At 60.1% G+C, this 23,011-nt stretch carries 19 protein-coding genes, 3 tRNA genes and 1 pseudogene; 12 read left to right on the top strand and 11 right to left on the bottom strand.

Annotated elements, in window-relative coordinates:
- Positions 1-76: 76 nt before the first annotated feature.
- Together CFter6_RS19750 and CFter6_RS19745 are read right to left on the bottom strand one after the other, a co-directional pair.
- On the bottom strand, positions 77-940 hold the full coding sequence (locus CFter6_RS19750; RefSeq protein ID WP_061541367.1) for a segregation and condensation protein A: 864 nt from the start codon (positions 938-940) through the stop codon (positions 77-79).
- Positions 941-978: 38 nt separating this feature from the next.
- Positions 979-1,188 carry a DUF3460 family protein gene (locus tag CFter6_RS19745; protein ID WP_014007458.1) on the bottom strand — a complete coding sequence of 70 codons (210 nt, stop codon included), beginning with the start codon at positions 1,186-1,188 and terminating at the stop codon, positions 979-981.
- A 139-nt stretch (positions 1,189-1,327) separates the two neighbouring features.
- Between CFter6_RS19745 and bamE the strand changes: the two genes are divergently transcribed.
- Positions 1,328-1,834, top strand: a complete 507-nt coding sequence (gene bamE, locus CFter6_RS19740) for an outer membrane protein assembly factor BamE domain-containing protein (RefSeq protein WP_061541366.1) — start codon at positions 1,328-1,330, stop codon at positions 1,832-1,834.
- 9 nt (positions 1,835-1,843) lie between these two features.
- Here bamE and CFter6_RS19735 read toward each other — a convergent pair whose 3' ends face one another.
- Entirely contained in the window at positions 1,844-2,323 is a 480-nt protein-coding gene (locus CFter6_RS19735; RefSeq protein ID WP_061541365.1) for a GNAT family N-acetyltransferase, read from the bottom strand.
- A gap of 12 nt (positions 2,324-2,335) precedes the next feature.
- Positions 2,336-4,429, bottom strand: coding sequence for a methionine--tRNA ligase (gene metG, locus CFter6_RS19730; protein ID WP_082814884.1), 2,094 nt, complete (start codon positions 4,427-4,429; stop codon positions 2,336-2,338).
- Between the two features lie 241 nt (positions 4,430-4,670).
- On the opposite strand from metG, the gene apbC reads away from it, so the two are divergent.
- A complete protein-coding gene (gene apbC, locus CFter6_RS19725) occupies positions 4,671-5,759 on the top strand; it encodes an iron-sulfur cluster carrier protein ApbC (RefSeq protein ID WP_061541364.1) in 1,089 nt (362 codons plus the stop codon).
- Between the two features lie 23 nt (positions 5,760-5,782).
- Here apbC and CFter6_RS19720 read toward each other — a convergent pair whose 3' ends face one another.
- Positions 5,783-6,112, bottom strand: a complete 330-nt coding sequence (locus tag CFter6_RS19720; RefSeq protein WP_061541363.1) for a cupin domain-containing protein — start codon at positions 6,110-6,112, stop codon at positions 5,783-5,785.
- A 128-nt stretch (positions 6,113-6,240) separates the two neighbouring features.
- On the opposite strand from CFter6_RS19720, the gene CFter6_RS19715 reads away from it, so the two are divergent.
- The 5 genes from CFter6_RS19715 (at position 6,241) to CFter6_RS19695 (ending at position 8,674) form a co-directional block, all read left to right on the top strand.
- On the top strand, positions 6,241-6,648 hold the full coding sequence (locus tag CFter6_RS19715) for a DUF4399 domain-containing protein (RefSeq protein WP_061541362.1): 408 nt from the start codon (positions 6,241-6,243) through the stop codon (positions 6,646-6,648).
- Between the two features lie 104 nt (positions 6,649-6,752).
- Positions 6,753-8,183: a glutamate--tRNA ligase gene (gene gltX / locus CFter6_RS19710; RefSeq protein WP_061541361.1), complete on the top strand. Its 1,431-nt coding sequence runs from the start codon at positions 6,753-6,755 to the stop codon at positions 8,181-8,183.
- A gap of 71 nt (positions 8,184-8,254) precedes the next feature.
- Positions 8,255-8,330, top strand: a tRNA-Ala gene (locus CFter6_RS19705).
- 41 nt (positions 8,331-8,371) lie between these two features.
- Positions 8,372-8,447 (top strand) — tRNA-Glu (locus CFter6_RS19700).
- 151 nt (positions 8,448-8,598) lie between these two features.
- A tRNA-Glu gene (locus CFter6_RS19695) sits at positions 8,599-8,674 on the top strand.
- 45 nt (positions 8,675-8,719) lie between these two features.
- On the opposite strand, the gene CFter6_RS19690 is transcribed toward CFter6_RS19695, so the two are convergent.
- The 6 genes from CFter6_RS19690 to CFter6_RS19665 form a co-directional block, all read right to left on the bottom strand.
- Complete coding sequence (locus tag CFter6_RS19690; protein ID WP_082814883.1) at positions 8,720-10,141, bottom strand: TolC family protein; 1,422 nt, start codon at positions 10,139-10,141, stop codon at positions 8,720-8,722.
- A complete protein-coding gene (locus tag CFter6_RS19685; RefSeq protein ID WP_236904426.1) occupies positions 10,138-12,282 on the bottom strand; it encodes a peptidase domain-containing ABC transporter in 2,145 nt (714 codons plus the stop codon). Before CFter6_RS19685 ends, CFter6_RS19690 begins: the two co-directional genes overlap by 4 nt.
- Positions 12,279-13,532 carry an HlyD family secretion protein gene (locus tag CFter6_RS19680; RefSeq protein WP_061541359.1) on the bottom strand — a complete coding sequence of 418 codons (1,254 nt, stop codon included), beginning with the start codon at positions 13,530-13,532 and terminating at the stop codon, positions 12,279-12,281. The genes CFter6_RS19685 and CFter6_RS19680 overlap by 4 nt, the downstream gene beginning before the upstream one ends.
- A 577-nt stretch (positions 13,533-14,109) precedes the next feature.
- Positions 14,110-14,412 (bottom strand): hypothetical protein, encoded by a 303-nt coding sequence (locus CFter6_RS19675; protein ID WP_061541358.1) that lies wholly within the window; start codon positions 14,410-14,412, stop codon positions 14,110-14,112.
- Between the two features lie 119 nt (positions 14,413-14,531).
- Positions 14,532-15,074 (bottom strand): glycine zipper 2TM domain-containing protein, encoded by a 543-nt coding sequence (locus CFter6_RS19670; protein ID WP_236904425.1) that lies wholly within the window; start codon positions 15,072-15,074, stop codon positions 14,532-14,534.
- Positions 15,075-15,267: 193 nt separating this feature from the next.
- A complete protein-coding gene (locus tag CFter6_RS19665) occupies positions 15,268-16,176 on the bottom strand; it encodes a LysR family transcriptional regulator (protein ID WP_061541356.1) in 909 nt (302 codons plus the stop codon).
- 237 nt (positions 16,177-16,413) lie between these two features.
- Here CFter6_RS19665 and gcl point away from each other — a divergent pair, with 237 nt between their 5' ends.
- The 5 genes and pseudogenes from gcl (at position 16,414) to pyk (ending at position 22,926) form a co-directional block, all read left to right on the top strand.
- Positions 16,414-18,189 (top strand): glyoxylate carboligase, encoded by a 1,776-nt coding sequence (gene gcl / locus CFter6_RS19660; RefSeq protein ID WP_061541355.1) that lies wholly within the window; start codon positions 16,414-16,416, stop codon positions 18,187-18,189.
- A gap of 18 nt (positions 18,190-18,207) precedes the next feature.
- A complete protein-coding gene (gene hyi, locus CFter6_RS19655; RefSeq protein WP_061541354.1) occupies positions 18,208-18,987 on the top strand; it encodes a hydroxypyruvate isomerase in 780 nt (259 codons plus the stop codon).
- A gap of 49 nt (positions 18,988-19,036) precedes the next feature.
- Positions 19,037-19,923: pseudogene (locus CFter6_RS19650) on the top strand (2-hydroxy-3-oxopropionate reductase).
- A gap of 160 nt (positions 19,924-20,083) precedes the next feature.
- Positions 20,084-21,382, top strand: a complete 1,299-nt coding sequence (locus tag CFter6_RS19645) for a glycerate kinase type-2 family protein (protein WP_061541353.1) — start codon at positions 20,084-20,086, stop codon at positions 21,380-21,382.
- Between the two features lie 122 nt (positions 21,383-21,504).
- Positions 21,505-22,926 carry a pyruvate kinase gene (pyk, locus tag CFter6_RS19640; RefSeq protein ID WP_061541352.1) on the top strand — a complete coding sequence of 474 codons (1,422 nt, stop codon included), beginning with the start codon at positions 21,505-21,507 and terminating at the stop codon, positions 22,924-22,926.
- Positions 22,927-23,011: the final 85 nt, after the last annotated feature.

The following is a 23,011-nucleotide window of genomic DNA, read 5'->3' as shown; positions in this document are numbered from 1 at the left end:
GCCCACGCGTTGCGCTGAGATAAGCAACACTGGTAGGTCCGAGTTACGCGTGGGCACAGGTGCCCACCCTACAAAATCAAGCCGGCGCATAAGTCGGCGAATAGGCCAGCCGTACGTAAATAGGCGCGAACGGTTCCGCCTGGGTGATTTCAATCAGGGTTTCCTTGGCCAGTTCCAGCATGGCGATGAAATTCACCACCAGCACCGGCACCCCGCGCGACGGATCGAACAGTTCGGCGAACTCGACAAAACGCGCCGATTGCAGCCGCCGCAGGATCCCGGTCATGTGCTCGCGCACCGACAGTTCTTCGCGGCTGATGGTGTGGTGGGCGGTCAGCTTGGCGCGCTTGATGACGTCGGCCCAGGCGGCCTGCAGGTCGTCCAGGTTGACGTCCGGCCAGCGCGTGACGGTATTTTGCTCGATATAGATCTGGGTGCGGACATAGTCGCGCCCGAGCTGCGGCAGGGCGTCGATCTCGCGCGCGGCCAGCTTCATCTGCTCGTATTCCAGCAGGCGCCGCACCAGCTCGGCGCGAGGATCTTCGGCTTCTTCGTTGTCGGTCTTGCGCACCGGCAGCAGCATGCGCGATTTGATCTCGATCAGCATGGCCGCCATCAGCAGGTACTCGGCCGCCAGTTCGAGGTTGGTGATGCGGATCTGGTCGACGTACTCCAGATATTGCAAGGTGACTTGCGCCATCGGGATGTCGAGGATGTTGAAATTCTGTTTGCGGATCAGGTACAGCAGCAGGTCGAGCGGACCTTCGAATGCTTCCAGGAAGACTTCCAGCGCATCCGGCGGAATGTAGAGATCGGTCGGCATGCGGAACAGCGGCTCGCCGTAGAGGCGCGCAAAAGCCACGCCGTCGATCACGTTCGGTGTCGAATCGGGTTGGCCCTCCAGCGTCAGTTCAGCGGCATCCGACAAATTCTGGCTCATCTGGTCTTTACCTGATCCGGGAGGAATTTAGTGGTTGCTTAGTGATTGTTCTGATACACGTAGGGTTGTTGATCGACGCGCGATTCCTTGGAGCGCAACTGGCTGTCCAGGTCGATCGGAGTTTTGTCCCACAGCAGGGCGCGGCCAGCCAGCTGCTGTTCTTCCAGCTTGGGGTTCTTTTGCTTGAGTTCTTCGACGAACTTGGTGATGTCGGACTGGTAACCGTTAATCTGTTTGGAGAATGTCATGGTTGCTTTGATAATTCGGTGGGAGTAGCCGCTATTTTATGCTATTTCCCGGCCGCCGCAGCGGTTTGTCGTCGGCAGTAATATCCATGTGGCAATTGATGAGCGATATACTTGAGCGGTAACGAATGAAGGAGTCAGCATGAAACTATGGGTACGCAGCGTTTTGGCAGTCATTCTGCCGTTCATGATCGCGGCTTGTGATCAGAATGGCAATTTCATACAGGAGGCCGGATTGGAAAAACTGAGCCGCGGAGTATCCACCGAAGCCGACGTGCGCAATGCCATGGGCCAGCCGGATACCGTCTGGGAGGCCGAAAGCGGTGAACGTTCGCTGGAATATCCGAAAGGACCGTCCGGCGCGCGCACCTGGATTTTCTATATCGGCAAGGATGGCAAGCTGAGCGATTACAAGCAAGTCCTGACCGAAGAGAACTTCGCCAGGATCAAGGTCGGCATGAACAAGGAAGAAGTGCGCCGGATGCTGGGCCGGCCGCGCACCGTGGTGCAATTTACACGAAAGAACGAGGAAGTGTGGGACTGGCGTTACACCCAGGCCGACGCCAGCCAGGCTTTCTTCAACGTCCACATGGATATCACCAGCGGGCTGGTGACCGGCACTTCAGTGTCGCAGGTCTACGGACACTGATACGGAGAGCTAGCGCTTCAGCCAGCGCCGCATCACGATAGGCGGCTCTTCCAGCGGATTGGCGCGGGTGTATTCGAGTTCCGGCGCCAGTTCGAATTCGAATACTGCATACAGGTCGACGACCCGGGTCTGGTCGGAACGCACCGCCAGCCGCAGTTCGTTGATGTCGGCGCCGCGGGCGCGGTGGATCAGTGCTTCCATCAGGTGCTGCGATAAACCCAGGCCGCGATAGGTGTGCAGCACGCCCATGCGCAGGATTTCCCAGACATCGGTTTCGGTATCGGTGGGCAGCCAGCGTGCCGATCCGACCGGTTTTTCATCCAGTTGCAGGACAAAGCCGCCGCCGAGCTGCAGGTCGTGCAGCACTCGTTCGGTACTTTCGCGGTGGCCGCTGGAACTGGCCGCGACCCGTTCGGCCCAGCAGGCGCGAGTCAGGTCGGCGATCAGTGCGGCGTCGTCGGTATGGGCTTCACGGACTTGCAGGTTCATCAAGCGTCGCTCTTAACTGACCCGCATGCCCGGTTCTGCACCTGGCCACGGGTTGAGTACGTAGATGCCGGGATTGGCCTTGCCGTCGGCGGCCGAGGCTGCCAGCACCATGCCTTCCGAGATGCCGAACTTCATCTTGCGCGGCGCCAGGTTGGCCACCATCACGGTCAGCTTGCCGATCAGTTCTTCCGGCTGGTAGGACGACTTGATGCCGGAAAATACATTGCGCAAACGGCCTTCGCCGACATCCAGGGTCAGCCGCAGCAGTTTGTCGGAACCGTCCACATGTTCGCAATTGACGATCTTGGCGATGCGCAGGTCGACCTTGACGAAATCGTCGATCTTGATTTCGGCGGCCAGCGGCTCGATGGCGCTGCCGGTGTCGTCCGCGGCAGCAGCTTCTGCCGGAGCCGCAACTGCGGGGGCGTCAAACAAGGCGTCCAGCATCTTTGGTTCAACCCGTGTCATGAGATGGGTATACGTGTTGATCCGATGGCCGTCGGCAAGGGGCCGGGCGACATCGGACCAGGCCAGCGGCTGGATCTGCAGGAAGCTTTCAACCTCGGCCGCCAGCGCCGGCAGCACCGGTTTCAGGTAGATGGTAAGGATGCGGAACGCTTCCAGCAGGCGGCTGCAGACTTCGTGCAGGGCCGCTTCCTTGCTTGGATCCTTGGCCAGTTCCCATGGCTTGTTGGCGTCGACATAGGCGTTGATCACGTCGGCCTGTTCCATCACGGCACGCAGCGCCTTGCCGTATTCGCGGCCGTCGTACAGGGCCTGGATATCGCCGGCGACGCCGCGCAGTTTCGCCAGGAACGGATCGCTGTCGGTGGCCCAGGCAGTGCTCAGCTTGCCATCGAATTTCTTGGCGATGAAACCTGCAGCGCGGCTGGCGATGTTGATGTACTTGCCGATCAGGTCGGAATTCACGCGCGCCACAAAATCTTCCGGATTGAAATCGATGTCTTCCACTTTCGCGCTCAGTTTGGCGGCGATGTAGTAGCGCATCCATTCCGGATTCATGCCCAGTTCCAGGTAGCGCAGCGGCGAGATGCCGGTGCCGCGCGACTTCGACATCTTTTCGCCGGAGACGGTCAGGAAGCCGTGCACGAACACATTGTTCGGTACTTTCAAACCCGAGAAATGCAGCATCGCCGGCCAGAACAGCGTATGGAAATAGGTGATGTCCTTGCCGATGAAGTGGTACTGCTCGGTCTTCGGATCGGCCATGAAAGCGTCGTAGTCGCGTCCGGTTTTGCCGAAATAGTTTTTCAGCGAAGCCAGGTAACCGACCGGCGCATCCAGCCAGACATAAAAATATTTGCCCGGCTCGTCCGGGATCTCGATGCCGAAGTAGGGGGCGTCGCGGCTGATGTCCCAGTCGCCCATGCCGCCGTCGCTTTCCAGCCATTCCTTGGCCTTGTTGGCGACTTCCGATTGCAGCCGCGGTTTGCCGTCGGCGTTGCCCAGGGCCCAGCCGCGCAGGAATTCCACGCATTGCGGATCGGACAGCTTGAAGAAGAAGTGTTCCGACGATTTCATCACCGGCGTTGCGCCGGTCAGCGTCGAGTAGGGATTCTTCAGGTCGGTAGGGGCATACACCGAGCTGCACACTTCGCAGGAATCGCCGTACTGGTCCTTGGCGCCGCATTTCGGGCATTCGCCCTTGATGTAGCGGTCCGGCAGGAACATGTTCTTGACCGGGTCGAAGAACTGCTCGATGGTCTTGGTCGCAATGAAACCCGCCGCCTTCAGCTTGCGATAGATGTCGCGCGACAGCTCGTGGTTTTCCGGGCCGTCGGTCGAGTGCCAGTTGTCGAAGGCGATATGGAAGCCGTCCAGGTATTGCTTGCGGCCCGCCGCGATCTGCGCCACGAATTCCTGCGGCGTGATGCCGGCCTTTTCGGCGGCGATCATGATCGGTGCGCCGTGCGCATCGTCGGCGCCGACGAAATTGACTTCATGGCCCTGCATTCGCTGGAACCGCACCCAGATGTCGGCCTGGATGTATTCCATGATGTGGCCGATATGAAACGCTGCATTGGCGTAAGGCAGGGCGGTAGTGACGAATAATTGGCGGGGAGTTGAAGTCAAGGTGATGCTCATTTGGCAATAAATCTGCAACGTCAAGCGCTGCTGGTTGGAATAAAAGAGTGATTTTAGCAGTCAACGGCGACAATTGCGGGATAGCGCAACCGTAGGGTGGGCACTTTGTGTCCACGCGCGGCGACAATACATGGGGAGTTTCCGTGTGGGCACAGGTGCCCGCCGTACGTCGCGCCAGCGGAACTGCGGCGATTTGGTTTAGACTTGCCGCATCTTATAAAGAACGTGCAGAGGAAAAGTAATGAGCGTCACGATTGAAGCAGTCAAGGCAGCGTTATCCAGCGTGATCGACCCGAATACCGGCAAGGATCTGATCAGCAGCAAGTCGGCCAGGAATATCCGGCTGGACGGCGCCGATGTGCTGTTCGATATCGAGCTGGATTACCCGGCCAAGAGCCAGTTTTCCCTGATCGGCGATGCCGCCGCCGCCGCGGTCGGCGCCTTGGACGGGGTCGGCAAGGTCAGCCCGCAGGTCTATTCGAAAATCCAGTCGCATGCGGTGCAGCGCGGCGTCAAGCTGATGTCCAACATCAAGAACATCATCGCCGTGGCGTCCGGCAAGGGCGGCGTCGGCAAATCGACCACCGCGGTCAACCTGGCGCTGGCGCTGGCGGCAGAAGGGGCCCAGGTCGGCATCCTCGACGCCGATATCTACGGTCCTTCGCAGCCGATGATGATGGGCATCAGCGGCCGTCCTGAAACCAAGGACGGCAAGACCATGGAGCCGCTGGAAAATCACGGCTTGCAAGTCTCGAGCATCGGTTTCATGGTTGATCCGGACGAGCCCATGGTGTGGCGCGGCCCGATCGTCACCCAGGCTTTGCAGCAGCTGCTGGACCAGACCAACTGGCGCGACCTCGATTACCTGATCGTCGACATGCCGCCCGGCACCGGCGACATCCAGCTGACCTTGTCGCAAAAAGTCCCGGTGACCGGCGCCGTGATCGTCACTACGCCGCAGGACATCGCTTTGCTGGATGCGCGCAAGGGTTTGAAAATGTTCGAGAAGGTCGGCATTCCGATCCTCGGCATCGTGGAGAACATGAGTACCCATATCTGCTCCAACTGCGGCCACGCCGAAGCCATTTTCGGCGAAGGCGGCGGCGCCAAGATGTGCGGCGAATACGGCGTTGAATTCCTGGGCGCCTTGCCGCTGACCATGTCGATCCGCCAGCAGACCGATTCCGGCAGACCGACCGTGGTGGCCGAACCCGAAGGTCCGGTGGCGCATATCTATAAAGAGATTGCGCGCAAGGTGGCGATCAAGGTGGCGGAAAAAGCCAAGGACATGAGCAGCAAGTTCCCTACCATCGTGATCAAGAACGACTAAAGGAAGAATTTCGGCGGCAATGCCTAGGCATGATGTATCGCCAACCAGATTGTAGGTTGCGCTGCATCGGTCCATTCTATGCGGTGGCGGCAGTGCGGCGGAATATGCAGCCAGGCGCCAGGCTGCATGACATGCTCGCCGGCCTGGCCTTCCAGCGTCAGTCCGGCGCTGCCGCTGAGCAGCAGCACCCATTCTTCCTGTGGGTTGTCGTACCAGAAGCCGGGCGGGCTGGCCTGGCCGTTGGAGACGATGCGTTCGATTTTCAGGCCGGCCCGTTGGTGCAGGAGTTCGAATACTTCGGTGGAACCGTCGGCCGGCAGCTCGGTCAATAGATTGCCATGGGCGGCTTGCATGATGGTCTCCTGGTAGTTTGGCTGCGCTGTATTATTGCACTCAGTTATTGCACCCAATGCGTTGCGCGGATTTTATGTAGGTTTTCCACCTGATTTTCCACCGCATTTTCCACCTCAAGGACAAGGCAATGAAATCACGAATTTTTTCGCTGTTGTTTTCTGCAACCCTGCTGAGCGCCAGCCTGTTGCCGCAGCTGGCCCACGCTGCGTCGGTCTCTTTCATCGAGCCGGCCGACGGCGCGGTGGTGAGCAGCCCGTTCACCGTCAAGTTCGGCGTCAGCGGCATGGAAGTCAAGCCGGCCGGCGACATGACAGCCAATACCGGCCACCATCACTTGCTGATCAACGCAGACAGCATTCCGAAAGGAGAGTCGATCCCGATCGACGACAAGCATTTGCATTTTGGCAAGGGTCAGGCCGAAACCAGCGTCACGCTGCCGCCAGGGAAATACAAGCTGACCATGCAATTCGCCAACGGCGCCCACCAGTCTTACGGCCCGGAGCTGAGCAAAACCATCAACGTCACCGTCAAATAGACCCGAGCCTGAGGCCATCCCTGTTTCCATCCGCTGCTGCAACGCGGTAAAATGGGTTTTTCCTTGATAACGGCTTTGGCAATCCAAGGCCGTTTTTATTTATCATGACCGCCAGCACTCCAGCACCTACTTCTTCATCGAAACCGGTACGCACCCGTTTTGCCCCAAGCCCGACCGGTTACCTGCACCTGGGCGGCGCCCGCACCGCGCTGTTTTCCTGGGCCTATGCGCGCCACTTCGGCGGCACTTTCGTGCTGCGCATCGAAGATACCGACCTCGAGCGTTCGACGCCCGAGGCAGTGCAAGCGATCATCGACGGCATGCAATGGCTGGGCCTGGAACATGACGAAGGTCCGTTCTACCAGATGCGGCGCATGGACCGCTATCGCGAAGTGATCGGGCAGATGCTGCAACAGGGCACGGCTTATCATTGTTATTCGTCGCCGGAAGAAGTCGAAGCGATGCGCGAGCGCATGCGCGCCGCCGGCGAAAAGCCGCGCTACGACGGCACCTGGCGTCCAGAGCCGGGCAAGACCTTGCCGCCTGTTCCTGCCGACCGCAAGCCGGTGGTGCGTTTCAAGAATCCGCTCGACGGCGACGTCAGCTGGGACGATGTGGTCAAGGGCAATATCACCATCTCGAACCGCGAAATGGATGACCTGGTGATCGCCCGTCCGGACGGCACGCCAACCTACAATTTCTGCGTGGTAGTGGACGACTGGGACATGGAAATTACCCACGTGATCCGCGGCGACGACCATGTCAACAACACGCCGCGCCAGATCAATATCCTCAAGGCCCTGGGCGCGGACCTGCCGCTATACGGCCACGTGCCGATGATCCTTGGCGCCGACGGCGAAAAACTGTCGAAGCGCCACGGCGCGGTCAGCGTGATGGATTATCCGGCGCAAGGCTACCTGCCGGAAGCGATGCTGAACTACCTGGCGCGCCTCGGCTGGAGCCACGGCAACGAAGAGATTTTCAGCGTGGAACAATTCTGCGCATGGTTCGATCTCGATCATTTGTCGAAATCGCCGGCGCAATTCAATCCGGAAAAATTGGCATCGATCAACAATCACTACATCAAGCTGGCCGACAATGAGCGCCTGGCGACGCTGGTCAAGCCATTGATGGAGCAAGACGGCGCTGATTTCAGCAATGGGCCGGCATTGCCAAAAGTGATCGGCCTGCTGAAAGAGCGCGCCCATACTGTCAATGAAATCGGGGTTGCCGCCATGCTGTTCTATCGCAAGCCGGTGCCGGATGCTGCATTGTTGACGCAGCACTTTACCGATGCGGTCAAGCCGGCATTGGCCGATTTCGCCGCACGCTGCGCAACCGTCGAGTGGAACAAGGAAAGCCTGGCGCCGATGATCAAGGAAGTATTGGCTGCGCATACGCTGAAGATGCCGCAGATTGCGATGCCATTGCGTTTGATGCTGACCGGACAGTTGCAGACCCCGGCGATTGATGCCGTGCTCGAATTGTTGGGTCGCGAGGCCGTGACCGCACGTTTGCAGCCGTATCTGGTGTAAAACTGCAATAAATCTGCAAATCGGGATTTACAAGCTCTAAATAAGCTTGCTATAATCTCGCTTCTGCAAACGGGGGTATAGCTCAGCTGGGAGAGCGCTTGCATGGCATGCAAGAGGTCAGCGGTTCGATCCCGCTTACCTCCACCAGCACATTGTAGTAAGGCAGCAACGTAGTACGGACAGTAAATGTCCCCATCGTCTAGAGGCCTAGGACATCACCCTTTCACGGTGAGTACGGGGGTTCGAATCCCCCTGGGGACGCCAGAATTATCTTGGTATCGACAGGTAAGCGAGCAAAAAAGGTCGCAGATTTTCGATAACAAGTGCGTTCGATACAATCAATGAGGCCGCCAAATGCGGCCTTTATTGTTTCTGTAAGTAGTATGAGTCAGGTCAGTAACACGGACAGATTTTTGTCCCCATCGTCTAGAGGCCTAGGACATCACCCTTTCACGGTGAGTACGGGGGTTCGAATCCCCCTGGGGACGCCAGAATGAAAAGGCCCGCGCAAGCGGGCCTTTTTGTTTTCTTCGCCGCTAAATCCCATCCAGCCGTAGTCGTCCCAAGCTGGCCGCCAACCGTAGTCTTGCTGTTTGCCAGCTGGTCAGTGCCAGAATGCGCTGCTGTTGTGCGCTGGCCAGGTCGCTCTGCGCTTTCAGCAATTCAAGAATGTTTCCCACTCCAGCCCTGTAGCGCCCCTGCGCTACATCGAAAGACTGTTTCGCGCTGCGTAAAAGAATGTCAGTGGTGTTCAGGTTTTCGGCTTCTGTGCGCAGGGCCTGGTCGCTTTTCCATACTTCCAGCATCACCTGCTGCTCGATATTCTCCAGGTCGGCCTGCCTGCTTTCGGCCTGTGCCTGCGCACCGCGCACCTTGTATTTGCGGCCGAAACCGTCGAACAACGGAATGCTGACCTGCAGGCCGATGCTGCGGCTGGTGATGGTTTGTTTGGAGGATACCTGGTTGATCGGCGTATCGTTGCGGTCGCCGGTGGCGAACAGCGACAGCGTCGGCCTGCCTTCGGCGCGGGCGGCGTCGACCTGCGCCTGGGCGGATTTCAATTGCGCCTGCGCCGCCAGTATTTTCGGATGGCTGCGCACTGCATCGGCGATCAGGTCGTCGGCGGCTTGCTGCAGCAAAGGTGCGTCGGCAGCTTGCAAGCCCAGGTCGGCGAGCGCCAGCGGCGTGTTCGGCCGCAAGCCCATGACGATGGCCAGGGCGCCGAGCCCACTTTGCAGGTCGCCTGCCTCCTGCGCCCGTTTTAGGCTTGCCTGCGCATAAGAGGTCTGGGCCTGCAGCTTGTCGGCCAATGTACCGGCGCCGGCCTGGTATCTGGCTTCGCTGGCCCTGAAGCTCTGTTGCGCGGCCAGTTCTGCATCGACGGTTGCGTTCAGCATCGCTTGCGCTGCCTGCGCCTGGTAAAAGCTTTGCACGGTATTGAGGAACACGGTCTGCAGGACATCGTCCTGCGTCGCGCTGGCCGCGTTCAATAACTGCCGCGCATTTTCCAGGTTGGCGGCGCGCAGTCCGGAATCGTACAGCACCCAATTCAAGCTCAGGTTGGCATTGCTGCTGTGGGTTTTTAGCGATGAATTATTCTCTGGAAAATCCGGATAACTATAACGATTATCAGCTTTGCTCCAGCTGCCGGCGGCGGTCAAGGTTGGCAGATAGGCGGCGCGGCTCACACCCAGCGCAGCCGCTTGCACCTTGACATTGGCCCAGGCCTGGCGCGTCTGCGGATTGCGGCAGAGTGCGCGTTCGACCGCGTCCAGCAAGGTCAGCGGCGCCGGCAGTTGCGCATCGAATCCGCAACTGCCGGTAAGTGCGGCAGCCGGCGTGCCCGAGAGATCGTTTGCTGTCCGCAGCGGATCGGACCAGATCGATTCGGCACAGGCCGGTGCGGAGATGGCAGCAGTCAGCGCCAGCAGTGGCAAGGCATTTTTCAGCGAAATCATTGTGCCGGCGCCGGTTCCGCTTCGGCCTGCTGCAGCAGATCGTCGACTACCTTGCCGCCGACCAGCACGATGGCGCGGTCGGCGCTGCTGATCGTTTCGGGGCGATGCGCCACGATCACGCGCGTGATATTGATGGATTTGATGGCCGTATTGACCAGCTGCTCGCGTTCGATATCCAGGTGGCTGGTGGCCTCGTCGAGAAACAGGATCTGCGGCCGCTTGTAAAGTGCACGCGCCAGCAGCACCCGTTGCTTCTGGCCGCCCGAGAGGATGGACCCCATGTCGCCGACCAGCGTGTTGTAGCCCATCGGCATGGCTGCGATATCCTGGTGGATCGCAGCCATGCGGGCGCAGTCGGCGATCCAGGCACGGTCGGCCTGGGGATCGAAAAAGCTGATGTTGTCGGCCAGCGAACCGGCAAACAGCACATCGTCCTGCAGCACAGTGCCGATCATCTGGCGCAAGGTGTCCAGCCCGACCTGGCTGACATTGTGGCCGCCGATCAGCACTTCGCCCCGGGTCGGCGCCAGTATCCCCAGCAGGATATTGATCAAGGTTGTCTTGCCGCCGCCGGATGGCCCGACGATGGCGACCGATTCGCCGGCGGCGATGCGGAAAGAAACATCGTCCAGCACGTACGGCTCCTGCTCGGCATAGCGGAAGCGCAAGCCGCGCACTTCCAGGGACGGCATCAGAGCCGCCTCGCGCTCATCCACATTTCGGCCATGCGTCGTTTCAGGTGGATGAAGCACGATATCGGCCAGCCGTTCACCTTGCAATTGCAGCATCTTGACTTCGACGAACTTGTCGATCAGGGAGCTGACGCGTTCGTTGAACTGCCCCTTGTAGGCGCTGAACGCCATCAAGGCGCCTACCGTGAAATTGCCGTCCATGACCAGCCTGGCGCCGAGCCAGATGATCAGGATGTTTTCGATGCCGAACAGCACGCCGTTGAGCGACTTGTAGAGCAAGCTCAGTTTCTGGGTCCGGAGGTCGGCATTGACCTGGTCCACCAGCAGGCTCAGCCAGGTGGCGCGGCGCTCGTCCTGGCGCTGGAACAGCTTGATGGTCTTGACGCCGCGGATGGTTTCCAGGAAATGGGTCTGCTGTTTGGCGGCGTGGATGATTTCTTCTTCGGTGGCGTGCCGCAGGGGCGCAAACCAGGCCCAGCGCCCCAGGCCGTACAAAGCCATCGCTGCAATCGCGACCAACGCCAGCAGCGGGCTGTAGATGAACATCAGCGCCAGCGTGACGATGGTCATCACGCCGTCCAGGATCGCCTCCAGGAACGAGGTGGTCAGCGTGTGCTGGATGACGCCGACGGCGCCGAAGCGCGATACCACGTCGCCCAGATGGCGCTTTTCGAAATAGGCCACTGGCAGCCGCAGCAGGTGCGTGAATACATTGGCCCGCCATTGCACATTGAGCGTAGTGCTCATGTACATCAGGACCCAGCTGCGGGTAATGGTGACCGCCTGCTGCATCAGCATCAGCAAGCCGAAACCCAGGGCCAGCGTCGTCAGCAAGTCGCGGTCGGCGGAGACCAGCACATTGTCAATTACCCATTGCATGAAAAACGGACTGACTACCGCAAAGATTTCCAGCGCTGCCGAGAGTAATAATATTTGTGAGAAGGAACGATACAAGCCGGTTACGCGGCCCAGCAAACTGCGCAAGCGCACTATCTGCTTTTCTTCCGCCGGCTTGAAGCCGGGATTGGGCCACAATTCAAGCGCCACGCCGGTAAAGGCCTTGGCTGCTTCATCCATCGACAGCTTGCGGATGCCGAAGGCTGGATCGCAGATCGTCACCGAACGCGGACCAACCTCTTGCAGCACCACGAAGTGATTGAAATTCCAGTGCAGGATACACGGCAGCTTGAGCTGCGCCAGGTCGTCGAGATCGAGTTTCAGCGGACGCGTCGCCAGTTCCAGCTGACCGGCGATGGCGATCAGGTCGCGCAGGGTGGAGCCCTTGAGCGAGACCGGGAAGCGGCGGCGCAATGACGCCAGGTCGGTGCGGTAACCGTAATAACCGGCCAGCATGCCGAGGCAGGCGAGGCCGCATTCCGTCGCTTCGGTTTGCAGCATCAGCGGCAGGGTCGGCGCCAGGCCGAAAGAAAGTCGGTTGAGCATGGTCAAAGTTTGCCGGTCAGGCTGTACAGGGGTTCCAGCACCCATTCATAGAGACGGAGTTTTTCTTGCCGGACGTCGGCTTCCAGCAGCATGCCGGCCTGCAGCGCCTGCGGCTTGCCGTAGGCGATGACCTGCTGCGACGCCAGCTTGACGTCGATGCGGTACATCGGTTCGCTGTTGCTGCTGGCGGAGGTGCCGATGTTATTCAATTCATTGTTGGGCAAGGCGGTCTTTGCCACCGATGCCACCACGCCTTTCTGGTGGCCGAATTTCTGGTAGGGATAGGCATGGTAGCGGATCAGCACCTGGTCGCCTGGCCGCACGAAACCGATGGCGCGGCTAGGCGCATACAGCTCGGCGTGCAATGCTGTCCCGGCCGGCACGATGCTCACCAGCGGCCGGTTGCCGTCGACCGACTGGCCGGCATCGGCAATCACCGCGGTGGCGATGCCGGCTCCAGGCGCGGTGACGACGATACGCCGCTTGGCCTCGCTTTCGGTCAGTTCCTGGCCGGTGCTGGTGAGGGTGCGATCGATCTGCGCCAGCAGGTTCTGCTGCTTCAAGGACAGGCCGCTCAATTCGGTTTGCTGCGCTGAAAATTCGCGGCCGACAGTGATGCGGTCGCGCTCCAGGCTTTGCTGGCGGTTCTTCTGGTCGAGCAGCTCTTCCTGTTTTTGCTGGAATTGTTCTTTCGAGATGTAGTCTTGCTGCAGCAAGCCCTGGTAGCGCTGCATGGCTTCCTGCGCCAGCTTGACACGGTCCTGCTGGCCGGCGATCTGGTTGTCCAGTTTGGCCAGCTCATTGCCGAGCGCGGCAATTTTGTTGTTCAGGCCGGCGCGTTCTTCCTGCTGCAGCTGCCGCGTCTTTTGCATTTCATCGCGCAAGCTGGCCTGGCGCTGTTCAACCTGGCTGCTGATCGCCGCCTGGGTTGCGCCCAAGGTGCTGCTCTGGCGTTCGCTGGACAGCACGTACAGCACTGCGCCGGCCTTCACTTGCTGGCCTTCCTTGACATGCTGCTCGATGACGATGCCGGCCTGCGGCGCATAGACCTTGATCAGGCCGGCGGCCGGGATCAGCTGGCCGCTGACGGTGCTGTGCCTGGTGTAGCTGCCCCAAGCCAGGAAGGCGCAGATCATCGCCGCCAGCAGCACGGCAAAAGCGGTCAGGATGGAGTAGGAAAGCGGACGTACCAGGACAATGTCGCCTAGCCACCTGGTTTGTTGTGCGGCAAGTGCTTGATCGCGGAATAAACTCATATTCTTCTTATAGTGAAAAAACACGGCAGGGGGACCGTGTTCTTTCAGGGACTGCTTTTTACGGGACAACCGGAACTGGCGGCTTAGGCGGGGTCGGTGGTGTTGGACGGACGCAGTTTCTTTGCGGGGCCGGACGCCAGCTTCTGAAATAACTGAACCAGAAACAACCGCCGCTTACTTCGTCGATTTCCTTCATGGACAACTGCTGAATAGCCATACTCACTCCTTAAGATTAAGAAAATGCTGCCAGCGGCGGCACCTTTGCCGCGTAGCGAGACAAACGTGCAACAACATTGAGTCTTAGGCCGTGTCGAGATGCTAAAAAATCAATTAGTTATTGCAGCGGCATTATTAACGGCCTGCTCTTGAAGTGGCAATCGAGAAATGATAAAAATAACAATTGTTGACAATTACTTAATTGAAATATCAGGCATCGCCCGCAGTGGCAAGAGGAGGAGGGCGCAATCCAGTTCTCGGTCAAAGCTGCCGGTACACGCTAAAAACAGGAAGGGCCGCATATGCGGCCCTTCCTGTCCTCCTGCGTGCACGCAACCACGTCGATTGCGCTTGGTGAATTCTATCTGCGGCTGGTCATCTCTCGCGCGCGTTGCATGTCGCGGTCGAAATTCATGCGGGCGTCCTTGCGGCAGTCGCCGGCCGCGCGGCCGCGCATTGCACGGCAATCGTTAAGGGCCTGCGCATAGGCATTGGTGTTTTCTTTTTTCATGGTCTGGAAACGCGCTTGCGGGGTCCGGTCCTCGACCCGCCAGCGCGGCGGGTCTCTGTACTGCACGTTTTCCTCCGCTGCGTTGGCGTGCAGCGCAAAGGCGTTGGCGGCGATAAAGAGCGACAGCCACAGCGGTTTAAGTTGCATGTTCATGATGCCTCCTTGTTTTTATGCAGCCGGCGGATGCCGGATGCCAACCAACTTGCCAAGCGCATGGCTTGGAAAAGCAGAACAGCAGCCGCCAGCTGCCTCAGGAATATCGCGCCGGGTTATCAGTAGCGGGAAATCTGGCCGTTTTCGACACGCACCCGGTCGCCCACCCGCAAATCGCCCGGATTGCCGACGCTGATGGTCTGGTAGCCGTTGTTGTTCATGCGCACGCGCACATTGTAAGAAGTGGAGCCGGGACTGTTGCGCGCCTCAAGCTGGTTGCCGGCTACCGCACCGCCGACCACGCCGGCGATAGTTGCCAGGGTATTGCCGGTGCCGTGGCCGACCTGATGGCCCACCACGCCGCCCAGCACGCCGCCGACGACTGCGCCGCCTATGCCTTGGCTAGGCGTGTTGACGACGTCGATGGCGTCGACCACGCCGTAGTTGTCCTCGCGGTTTTGCTGGTAGCCGCCTCCTTGTTGGTAACCTGGATAGGTTTGCGGTTGCGGATTGCCATAGCCCTGGTTGCCGTAGTTTTGGTTGTTATAACCCTGGTTGCCATAACCTTGTCCACCATACGGCGCTGCACAGCCGCTGAGCAGCAGCGCGCCGCCGATGGCTGCAGCCAGCATGGCTTGTTGAGTTGTTTTGCGGATTGTCATAGCTGCCTCGTTATGTTGGTTGATATATTCAGTGTAGTACTTCGCATGGCTTGCATATGTGCGATTCACCACACTAAAACGGTGCAGGGATCGGCTCGGTTGACTGGCTCGCCATGGGCAAGGCGGGATTGTTACGAAACTTACAGTTCAGCAATCTGTCTTGTTGTCCGGCGCGAACTTTCAAGCCCCGCTTTCAACCCTTGCTCCAGTAGTCGGGCTGCGCATAAATCGATTTCAGGCGATCGATGAAGAAACGCACCTTGGCCGGCAGGTGGCGCTGCTGCGGATAGACCGCCATGATGTCGTAATGCGGCAGTGCAAACTCGTCCAGCACCGTCAGCAGTTCGCCCGACGCCAGCTGCGATTCGATTTCCCAGGTCGAGCGCCAGCCCAGTCCCAGGCCTTCGCTGACCCAGCGGTGCAGCAGTTCGCCATCGTTGCAGTCGAGGTTGCCGGCGGTCTTGATGATCACCGGCTTGCCGCCCTGCTGGAAATACCAGCCGCGCTGCTGGCCGCCTTGCAGATTGAAGGACAGGCAGTTGTGGTCGGCGATGTCTTCCAATGTCTTGGGAATGCCGTTGCGGTGGAAGTATTCCGGCGTGCCGCACACCACGCGGCGGTTGCTGGCCAGCTTGACCGCAACGAAATTCGGATCGATGGTGCCGCCGATGCGGATGCTGATGTCGTAGCCTTCGCGCACCAGGTCGACCACGCGGTCGGTCAGGTTGAAAGAGATCTGCACTTCCGGATTGGTGGCGATGAAAGCCGGCGCATGCGGCGCCACATGCTTGCGGCCGAACGCCGCCGGCGCCGACACCACCAGGTGGCCGGTGGCCTTGTGGCGGCCTTCAGAGATGATCTTTTCGGCAATGTCCAGTTCGGTCAGCAGCTTGCGGCAATGGTCGAGGAACACCGTGCCTTGTTCGGTCAATGTCAGGTGGCGGGTAGTGCGGTGCATCAGCTTGGTGCCCAGCCGTTTTTCCAGGGCGTCGATGCGCCGGCCCAGCATCACCGGCGTGATGTTCTGCTCCAGCGCCGCGCTCGCCAGGCTGCCTTTCTCGACCACGCTGACGAAGGCTTCAATCTGCTTGAGTTTGTCCATGTCTCTTCCATATTTAGTATTTTCCTTAGTATTCCATACTTGATGTATCGAATAAAGCGATTGTTTGTGTTCTTATCAAACAATATGTTTGGTTATAGCATGTACTTCATCCACTCGGCAGTCTTCAGTCCATCCCGCAATCCGCAATGCCTGGCGCGGAAAGCGAAGGGAGGCAAGGACACGCCGCAGGCAGTGGCAATGAATCATTGGCAATAATTCAGACAATTTGGAGGCAACATGGCAAAGATGAAGGCAGTGGACGCAGTAATGCACGTATTGGCGAAAGAGGGCTGTTCGCAAGCCTTTGGCGTGCCGGGCGCGGCAATCAATCCGTTCTACTCTGCGATGAAACGGCACGGCGGCATCCAGCACACGCTGGCGCGCCACGTTGAAGGCGCCTCCCATATGGCGGAGGGCTACACCCGCGCCAATCCAGGCAATATCGGCGTTTGTATCGGCACTTCCGGCCCGGCCGGCACCGACATGATCACCGGCTTGTATTCGGCCCAGGCCGATTCGATCCCGATCCTGTGCATCACCGGCCAGGCGCCGCGCGCGCGCCTGTACAAGGAAGATTTCCAGGCAGTCGACATCGAATCGATCGCCAAGCCGGTCACCAAATGGGCGGTCACCGTACGCGAACCGGCTTTGCTGCCGCGCGTATTCCAGCAGGCTTTCCACATCATGCGTTCCGGCCGCCCAGGTCCGGTCCTGATCGACATGCCGTTCGACGTGCAGATGGCGGAAATCGAATTCGATCCCGACACCTACGAACCTTTACCGGTATACAAGCCGAAGGCATCGCGGGCGCAGATCGAAAAAGCCCTGACCATGCTGAACGAAGCCGAGCGGCCGCTGCTGACCATCGGCGGCGGCGTGATCAATGCCGATGCCGCCGACCTCGCGGTTGAATTCGCCGAGCTGACCGGCGTGCCGGTGATCCCGACCCTGATGGCCTGGGGCGCGATCCCTGACGACCATCCGCAAATGGCGGGCATGGTCGGTTTGCAGACCAGCCACCGCTACGGCAACGCCACCATGCTGGCATCTGATTTCGTGCTCGGCATCGGCAACCGCTGGGCCAACCGCCATACCGGGTCGATCGAGGTATTCACCAAGGGCCGCAAGTTCGTCCACGTCGATATCGAACCGACCCAGATCGGCCGCGTGTTCGGCCCGGACTACGGCATCGTGTCGGATGCGAAAGCGGCGCTGACCCTGTTCGTCGAAGTCGCCAAAGAATTGAAAGCAGCGGGCAAGTTGCCTGACCGTTCAGCCTGGCTGGGCGAGTGCCAGGAGCGCAAGCGCACCCTGCAGCGCCGCACCCATTTCGACAACGTGCCGGTCAAGCCGCAGCGCGTCTACGAAGAAATGAACCGCGCCTTCGGTCGCGATACCTGCTACGTCAGCACCATCGGCTTGTCGCAGATCGCCGCCGCGCAGTTCCTGCATGTGTATCACGCCCGCCACTGGATCAACTGCGGCCAGGCTGGCCCCCTGGGCTGGACCATTTCGGCAGCGCTCGGCGTCTGCGTCGCCGATCCTAAACGCGACGTGGTGGCGATTTCCGGCGACTACGATTTCCAGTTCATGATCGAGGAACTGGCGGTAGGCGCCCAGTTCAACCTGCCTTACCTGCACGTGGTGGTGAACAACTCTTACCTTGGCCTGATTCGCCAGGCGCAGCGCGGTTTCGAGATGGACTATTGCGTACAGCTGGCGTTTGAAAACATCAACGCGCCGGAACTCAACGGTTACGGCGTCGACCATGTCGCGGTGGTGGAAGGACTGGGCTGCAAGGCGATCCGTGTCACCGATCCGAACGCGATCCAGGATGCATTCGCCCAGGCCAAGCGCTGGATGAAGGAGTTCCGTGTGCCGGTAGTGGTGGAAATCATCCTGGAACGCGTTACCAACGTTTCCATGGGCACCGAGATCGACAACATCAACGAGTTTGAAGAACTGGCGACCAGCCGCAGCCATGCGCCGACTTCCGTGTCCTTGCTGGACTGACCTTTCAGGAGAAACGACATGACAAAACTAGCCGCCAACCTGACCATGCTGTTCACCGAGCTGCCGTTCCTGGAGCGCTTCGATGCCGCCGCCAAGGCTGGATTCAAGGGAGTGGAATTCCTGTTCCCGTATGCGTTCCGGGCCGAGCAGATCGCCGACAAGCTGGCCACCAACGGCCTTGAACTGGTGCTGCACAACCTGCCGGCGGGCAACTGGGAAGCCGGCGAACGCGGCATCGCCTGCCACCCGGACCGCGTCAGCGAATTCCAGCAAGGCGTCGACGATGCCATCCGCTACGCCAAGGTATTGAATGTCAAGCAGCTGAACTGCCTGGTCGGCATCGTGCCGGTCGGCGTCAGCAGCGAACTGGCGCAGGCGACCGTGGTCAGCAACCTGAAATTTGCAGCCGACAAACTGCAGTCTGCCGGCATCCGTTTGCTGATCGAGCCGATCAACAGCTTTGATATTCCCGGCTTTTTCCTGACCGGGACCAAACAGGCGCTGGACCTGATCAAGGCGACCGGCTCTAGCAACCTGTTCGTGCAGTACGACATTTATCACATGCAAAGAATGGAAGGCGAGCTGGCCAATACCATCAAGGCCAACCTGGCGCAGATCAAGCATGTGCAGCTGGCGGACAATCCGGGCCGGTTCGAGCCGGGCACCGGCGAAATCAATTACCGCTATCTGTTCAAGTTCCTGGAAGAGATCGGTTACGACGGCTGGATCGGCTGCGAGTACAAGCCGAAGGCCGGCACCGTCGAAGGCTTGGGCTGGCGGGCTGTGCACGGTCTCTAAGCCTCGCCTCTGACAGCAATAGGCATTTTAAAAATTACGGAGAAATATCATGGCAAAAATCGGCTTTATCGGACTCGGCATCATGGGCGCGCCAATGGCGGAAAACCTGCAGCGCGGCGGCCACAAACTGTACCTGCATGACCAGAAGAACCCGCCGGCAGCGCTGATCGACGGCGGCGCCACCGTCTGCACCTCCGGCGCCGAAGTCGCCAAGCGCGCCGATGTCATCATCATCATGGTGCCAGACACGCCGCACGTGGAAGCGGTGCTGTTCGCCGAAAAGGGCGTAGCCGAAGGCCTGACTGCCGGCAAGGTCGTGATCGACATGAGCTCGATTTCGCCTATCGCCACCAAGGGTTTCGCCAAGAAGATCAACGCGCTGGGCTGCGAATACCTGGATGCGCCGGTGTCCGGCGGCGAAGTCGGCGCCAAGGCGGCATCGCTGACCATCATGGTGGGCGGCTCCGAAGGCGCGTTCAACGACGCCAAGCCTTTGTTCGAACTGATGGGCAAGAACATCACCCTGGTCGGCGGCAACGGCGACGGCCAGACTACCAAGGTAGCCAACCAGATCATCGTCGCGTTGAACATCCAGGCGGTGGCCGAAGCTTTGCTGTTTGCTTCCAAGGCAGGCGCCGATCCGGCGCGTGTGCGGCAGGCCTTGATGGGCGGGTTTGCGGCGTCGCGTATCCTGGAAGTGCATGGCGAGCGCATGGTAAAACGGACTTTCAATCCAGGCTTCCGCATTGAACTGCACCAGAAAGACCTGAACCTGGCCCTGCAGGGCGCCAAGGCGCTGGGGTGTCGCTGCCGAACACTGCGGTGGCGCAGGAGCTGATGAATTCTTGCGCTGCCAACGGTTTGAGCGGGCTCGACCACTCGGCGCTGTGCCGCGCGATCGAGATCATGTCCAACCACGAAATCGCCAAGGCGTAAGATAGCTGCCTGAATTGGCGGACCGGAGCGCACGGCGCTCCGGTCCGCAATATATGTTATCGTTTTATAAAAACAAGCCAGCTGATGAAAGCTGCGGTCGCATCATCATAAATACAAAAATTTTCGAGACACTCTGCTTCATGGATCAAGGTATAACAGCATGACTATTGCCAACAGCGCCGCGAACAGCATCAAACCTCGCCAACTCCTCCTCGATATGTACCAGGCCGCGGTCGACGCCGTCAGCGCCGCCAAATGCCTGCCCGAATACCTGGCCAGGATTCCTGCGCCGAGCGGCAAGGGACGCACGCTGGTGATCGGCGCCGGCAAAGGCGCGGCAGCGATGGCCAAGGCGGTGGAAGATCACTGGCAGGGCGATATCTCCGGCCTGGTGGTGACGCGTTACGCTCACGGAGCGGACTGCAAGCGGATCGAAGTGGTGGAAGCTTCCCATCCGGTACCGGACGAAGCCGGCCGCAAGGCAGCGGCGCGCATGCTGGAACTGGTGCAGGGACTGACTGCCGACGACCTGGTGCTGTGCCTGATTTCCGGCGGCGGCTCGGCTTTGCTGGCGTTGCCGGCGCCTGGCATTTCGCTGGAACAGAAACAAGCGATCAACAAAGCCTTGCTGAGAAGCGGCGCCAATATTTTTGAAATGAACTGCGTGCGCAAGCACCTGTCCGCCATCAAGGGCGGCCGACTGGCGCTGGCCTGCGCGCCGGCGCGGGTAGTGACGCTGATGATTTCCGATATCCCGGGCGACGATCCCGGCATCATCGCCAGCGGTCCGACCCTGCCCGATCCGACCACTTGCGCCGATGCGCTGGCGGTGCTGCGCAAATACAATATCGAAACGCCGGAAGCGATCCTCAAGCATCTCGAATCCGGCGCCGGCGAAAGCGCCAAGCCCGGCGATCCGCGCCTGGAGCGCAACCAGCACTATGTGATCGCCACTGCGCAAGACGCCTTGGATGCCGCCGCGGCTACTGTTGTCGCTGCCGGCCTGACGCCGTATATCCTGTCCGACGAAATGGAAGGCGAAGCACGCGACATCGGCCTGGCGCACGCGGCATTGGCACGCCAGATCGCACGGCGCGGGCAACCGTTCAGCAAGCCATGCGTGGTGATTTCCGGCGGTGAAACCACGGTCACCGTACGCGGCAAGGGCCGCGGCGGCCGCAACGCCGAATTCTTGCTGAGCCTGGCGACCGCGCTGGATGGCTTCCCCGATATCCATGCAATCGCCTGCGACACCGACGGCATCGACGGTTCCGAAGACAACGCCGGCGCCATCTATCAGCCTGATTCCATGCGCAAGGCGGCGGAACTGGGCCTGCGCCCGCGCGCCATGCTCGACAACAACGACGGCTACGGTTTTTTCAGCGCACTGGGCGACCTGGTTGTCAGCGGGCCGACACGCACCAACGTCAATGATTTCCGCGCCATCCTGATTCTCTGATGCGCCGGACCTGACTTCTTCAATCAAAAAAATTCTGCGTCCGCCGTCACTCCAGGTGGACGCAGGTATTCTCGCCGCTCAACTGGTCGATCTAGTGGTCGATCTTCTACAGAAAGTTCATCATGCGCCGTCAACGTAAAGCAAAAATCGTCGCCACGCTAGGCCCCGCCAGCGCGGACCAGAACACCATCCAGGCTTTGTTCGAAGCCGGCGCCGATGTCTTCCGCTTCAATTTCAGCCACGGCAGCCATGCCGACCACCAGGAACGCTACGACATCGTGCGCGCAGTCGAGAAAACCGTCGGCCGCCCGATCGCCATCCTGGCCGACCTGCAAGGACCGAAGCTGCGCATCGGTACTTTCGCCGACGGCAAGATAGCGCTGCAAGCCGGCCAGGAATTCACGCTGGACCGCGACACCGCGCCTGGCAGCAACCAGCGCGTGTGCCTGCCGCATCCCGAGTTGTTCGAGGTGATCGCCGGCGGCCAGTCCTTGCTGCTGGACGACGGCAAGGTGCGGCTGCAGGTGTTGAGCTGCGACGGCCAGGCTATCCACACCCGGGTAATCAACAGCGGCTCGCTGTCGGACCGCAAGGGCGTCAATGTGCCGGATGCGGTGTTGCCGATTCCGGCGCTGACCGAAAAAGACAAGCGCGACTTGAAGTTTGCACTGGAACTGGGCGTCGACTGGATTGCACTATCTTTCGTGCAGCGGCCGGAAGACGTGCTGGAAGCGCGCGCCCTGATCGGCGACCGCGCCAGCATCTTGTCGAAACTGGAAAAGCCGGCGGCGCTGGACCAGCTGGATGCGATTGTGCAGGTGTCCGACGCCATCATGGTGGCGCGCGGCGACCTCGGCGTCGAACTGCCGCCGGAACGCGTGCCTGGGGTGCAGAAACGCATCCTGCGCGTCTGCCGCCAGCACGGCAAGCCGATCGTGATCGCCACCCAGATGCTGGAATCGATGATCACCTCGCCGGTGCCGACCCGCGCCGAAACCTCGGACGTCGCCAGCGCCATCTACGACGGCGCCGATGCCGTGATGCTGTCGGCCGAATCGGCCAGCGGTGCTTATCCGCTGCCGGCGGTGGCGATGATGGACCGCATCATCACTGAAGTCGAGCGCGACCCGCTGTACCAGAATATGCTGGACGCGCAGCATGAGTCGCCGCTGCCGACCCGCGGCGACGCCATCTGCTCGGCCTTGCGCGATGTCACTCGCATCATCGGCGCCAAAGCCACGGTCACTTATACCAGTTCCGGCCACACCAGCCTGCGCGCAGCGCGCGAACGGCCGATGGCGCCGATCCTGAGCATCACGCCCAAGCTGTCGACGGCGCGCCGGCTGGCGCTGGTATGGGGTGTGCATTCGACTATCAGCGACCAGGTGCATAACGAGAGCGAAATGGTGACTGCCGCCTGCCAGACCGCGGTCAAGGAAGGTTTCGCCAAGGCCGGCGACCAGATCGCCATCACCGCCGGCATGCCGTTCGGCGAAGCGGGCAGCACCAACCTGCTGCGCCTGGCGGAAATCTGGCCGCAGTAAAGCTGTTTGCCGATGAAATAAAAAAGGCCATGCTGAAAAATTTTTTTTTTTATTTGCGGGATCGATTGCGGCGGCTGGCGGCAGG

Origin of the sequence: Collimonas fungivorans, assembly GCF_001584145.1 — a bacterium.
GTDB lineage: Bacteria > Pseudomonadota > Gammaproteobacteria > Burkholderiales > Burkholderiaceae_D > Collimonas > Collimonas fungivorans.
Note: the sequence above shows the minus strand (reverse complement) of the source record. Positions and strands in the feature narration are given on the sequence as shown.

Excerpts from the sequence above, each read along its gene's own strand:
- bamE (WP_061541366.1), top strand. The coding sequence starts at position 1,328 with ATGAAACTATGGGTACGCAGCGTTTTGGCAGTCATTCTGCCGTTCATG.
- gcl (WP_061541355.1), top strand. The coding sequence starts at position 16,414 with ATGGCAAAGATGAAGGCAGTGGACGCAGTAATGCACGTATTGGCGAAA.
- CFter6_RS19675 (WP_061541358.1), bottom strand. The coding sequence starts at position 14,412 with ATGAACATGCAACTTAAACCGCTGTGGCTGTCGCTCTTTATCGCCGCC.
- pyk (WP_061541352.1), top strand. The coding sequence starts at position 21,505 with ATGCGCCGTCAACGTAAAGCAAAAATCGTCGCCACGCTAGGCCCCGCC.
- hyi (WP_061541354.1), top strand. The coding sequence starts at position 18,208 with ATGACAAAACTAGCCGCCAACCTGACCATGCTGTTCACCGAGCTGCCG.
- CFter6_RS19670 (WP_236904425.1), bottom strand. The coding sequence starts at position 15,074 with ATGACAATCCGCAAAACAACTCAACAAGCCATGCTGGCTGCAGCCATC.
- gltX (WP_061541361.1), top strand. The coding sequence starts at position 6,753 with ATGACCGCCAGCACTCCAGCACCTACTTCTTCATCGAAACCGGTACGC.
- CFter6_RS19715 (WP_061541362.1), top strand. The coding sequence starts at position 6,241 with ATGAAATCACGAATTTTTTCGCTGTTGTTTTCTGCAACCCTGCTGAGC.
- CFter6_RS19745 (WP_014007458.1), bottom strand. The coding sequence starts at position 1,188 with ATGACATTCTCCAAACAGATTAACGGTTACCAGTCCGACATCACCAAG.
- apbC (WP_061541364.1), top strand. The coding sequence starts at position 4,671 with ATGAGCGTCACGATTGAAGCAGTCAAGGCAGCGTTATCCAGCGTGATC.
- CFter6_RS19750 (WP_061541367.1), bottom strand. The coding sequence starts at position 940 with ATGAGCCAGAATTTGTCGGATGCCGCTGAACTGACGCTGGAGGGCCAA.
- CFter6_RS19665 (WP_061541356.1), bottom strand. The coding sequence starts at position 16,176 with ATGGACAAACTCAAGCAGATTGAAGCCTTCGTCAGCGTGGTCGAGAAA.
- metG (WP_082814884.1), bottom strand. The coding sequence starts at position 4,429 with ATGAGCATCACCTTGACTTCAACTCCCCGCCAATTATTCGTCACTACC.
- CFter6_RS19735 (WP_061541365.1), bottom strand. The coding sequence starts at position 2,323 with ATGAACCTGCAAGTCCGTGAAGCCCATACCGACGACGCCGCACTGATC.
- CFter6_RS19680 (WP_061541359.1), bottom strand. The coding sequence starts at position 13,532 with ATGAGTTTATTCCGCGATCAAGCACTTGCCGCACAACAAACCAGGTGG.
- CFter6_RS19645 (WP_061541353.1), top strand. The coding sequence starts at position 20,084 with ATGACTATTGCCAACAGCGCCGCGAACAGCATCAAACCTCGCCAACTC.
- CFter6_RS19690 (WP_082814883.1), bottom strand. The coding sequence starts at position 10,141 with ATGATTTCGCTGAAAAATGCCTTGCCACTGCTGGCGCTGACTGCTGCC.
- CFter6_RS19720 (WP_061541363.1), bottom strand. The coding sequence starts at position 6,112 with ATGCAAGCCGCCCATGGCAATCTATTGACCGAGCTGCCGGCCGACGGT.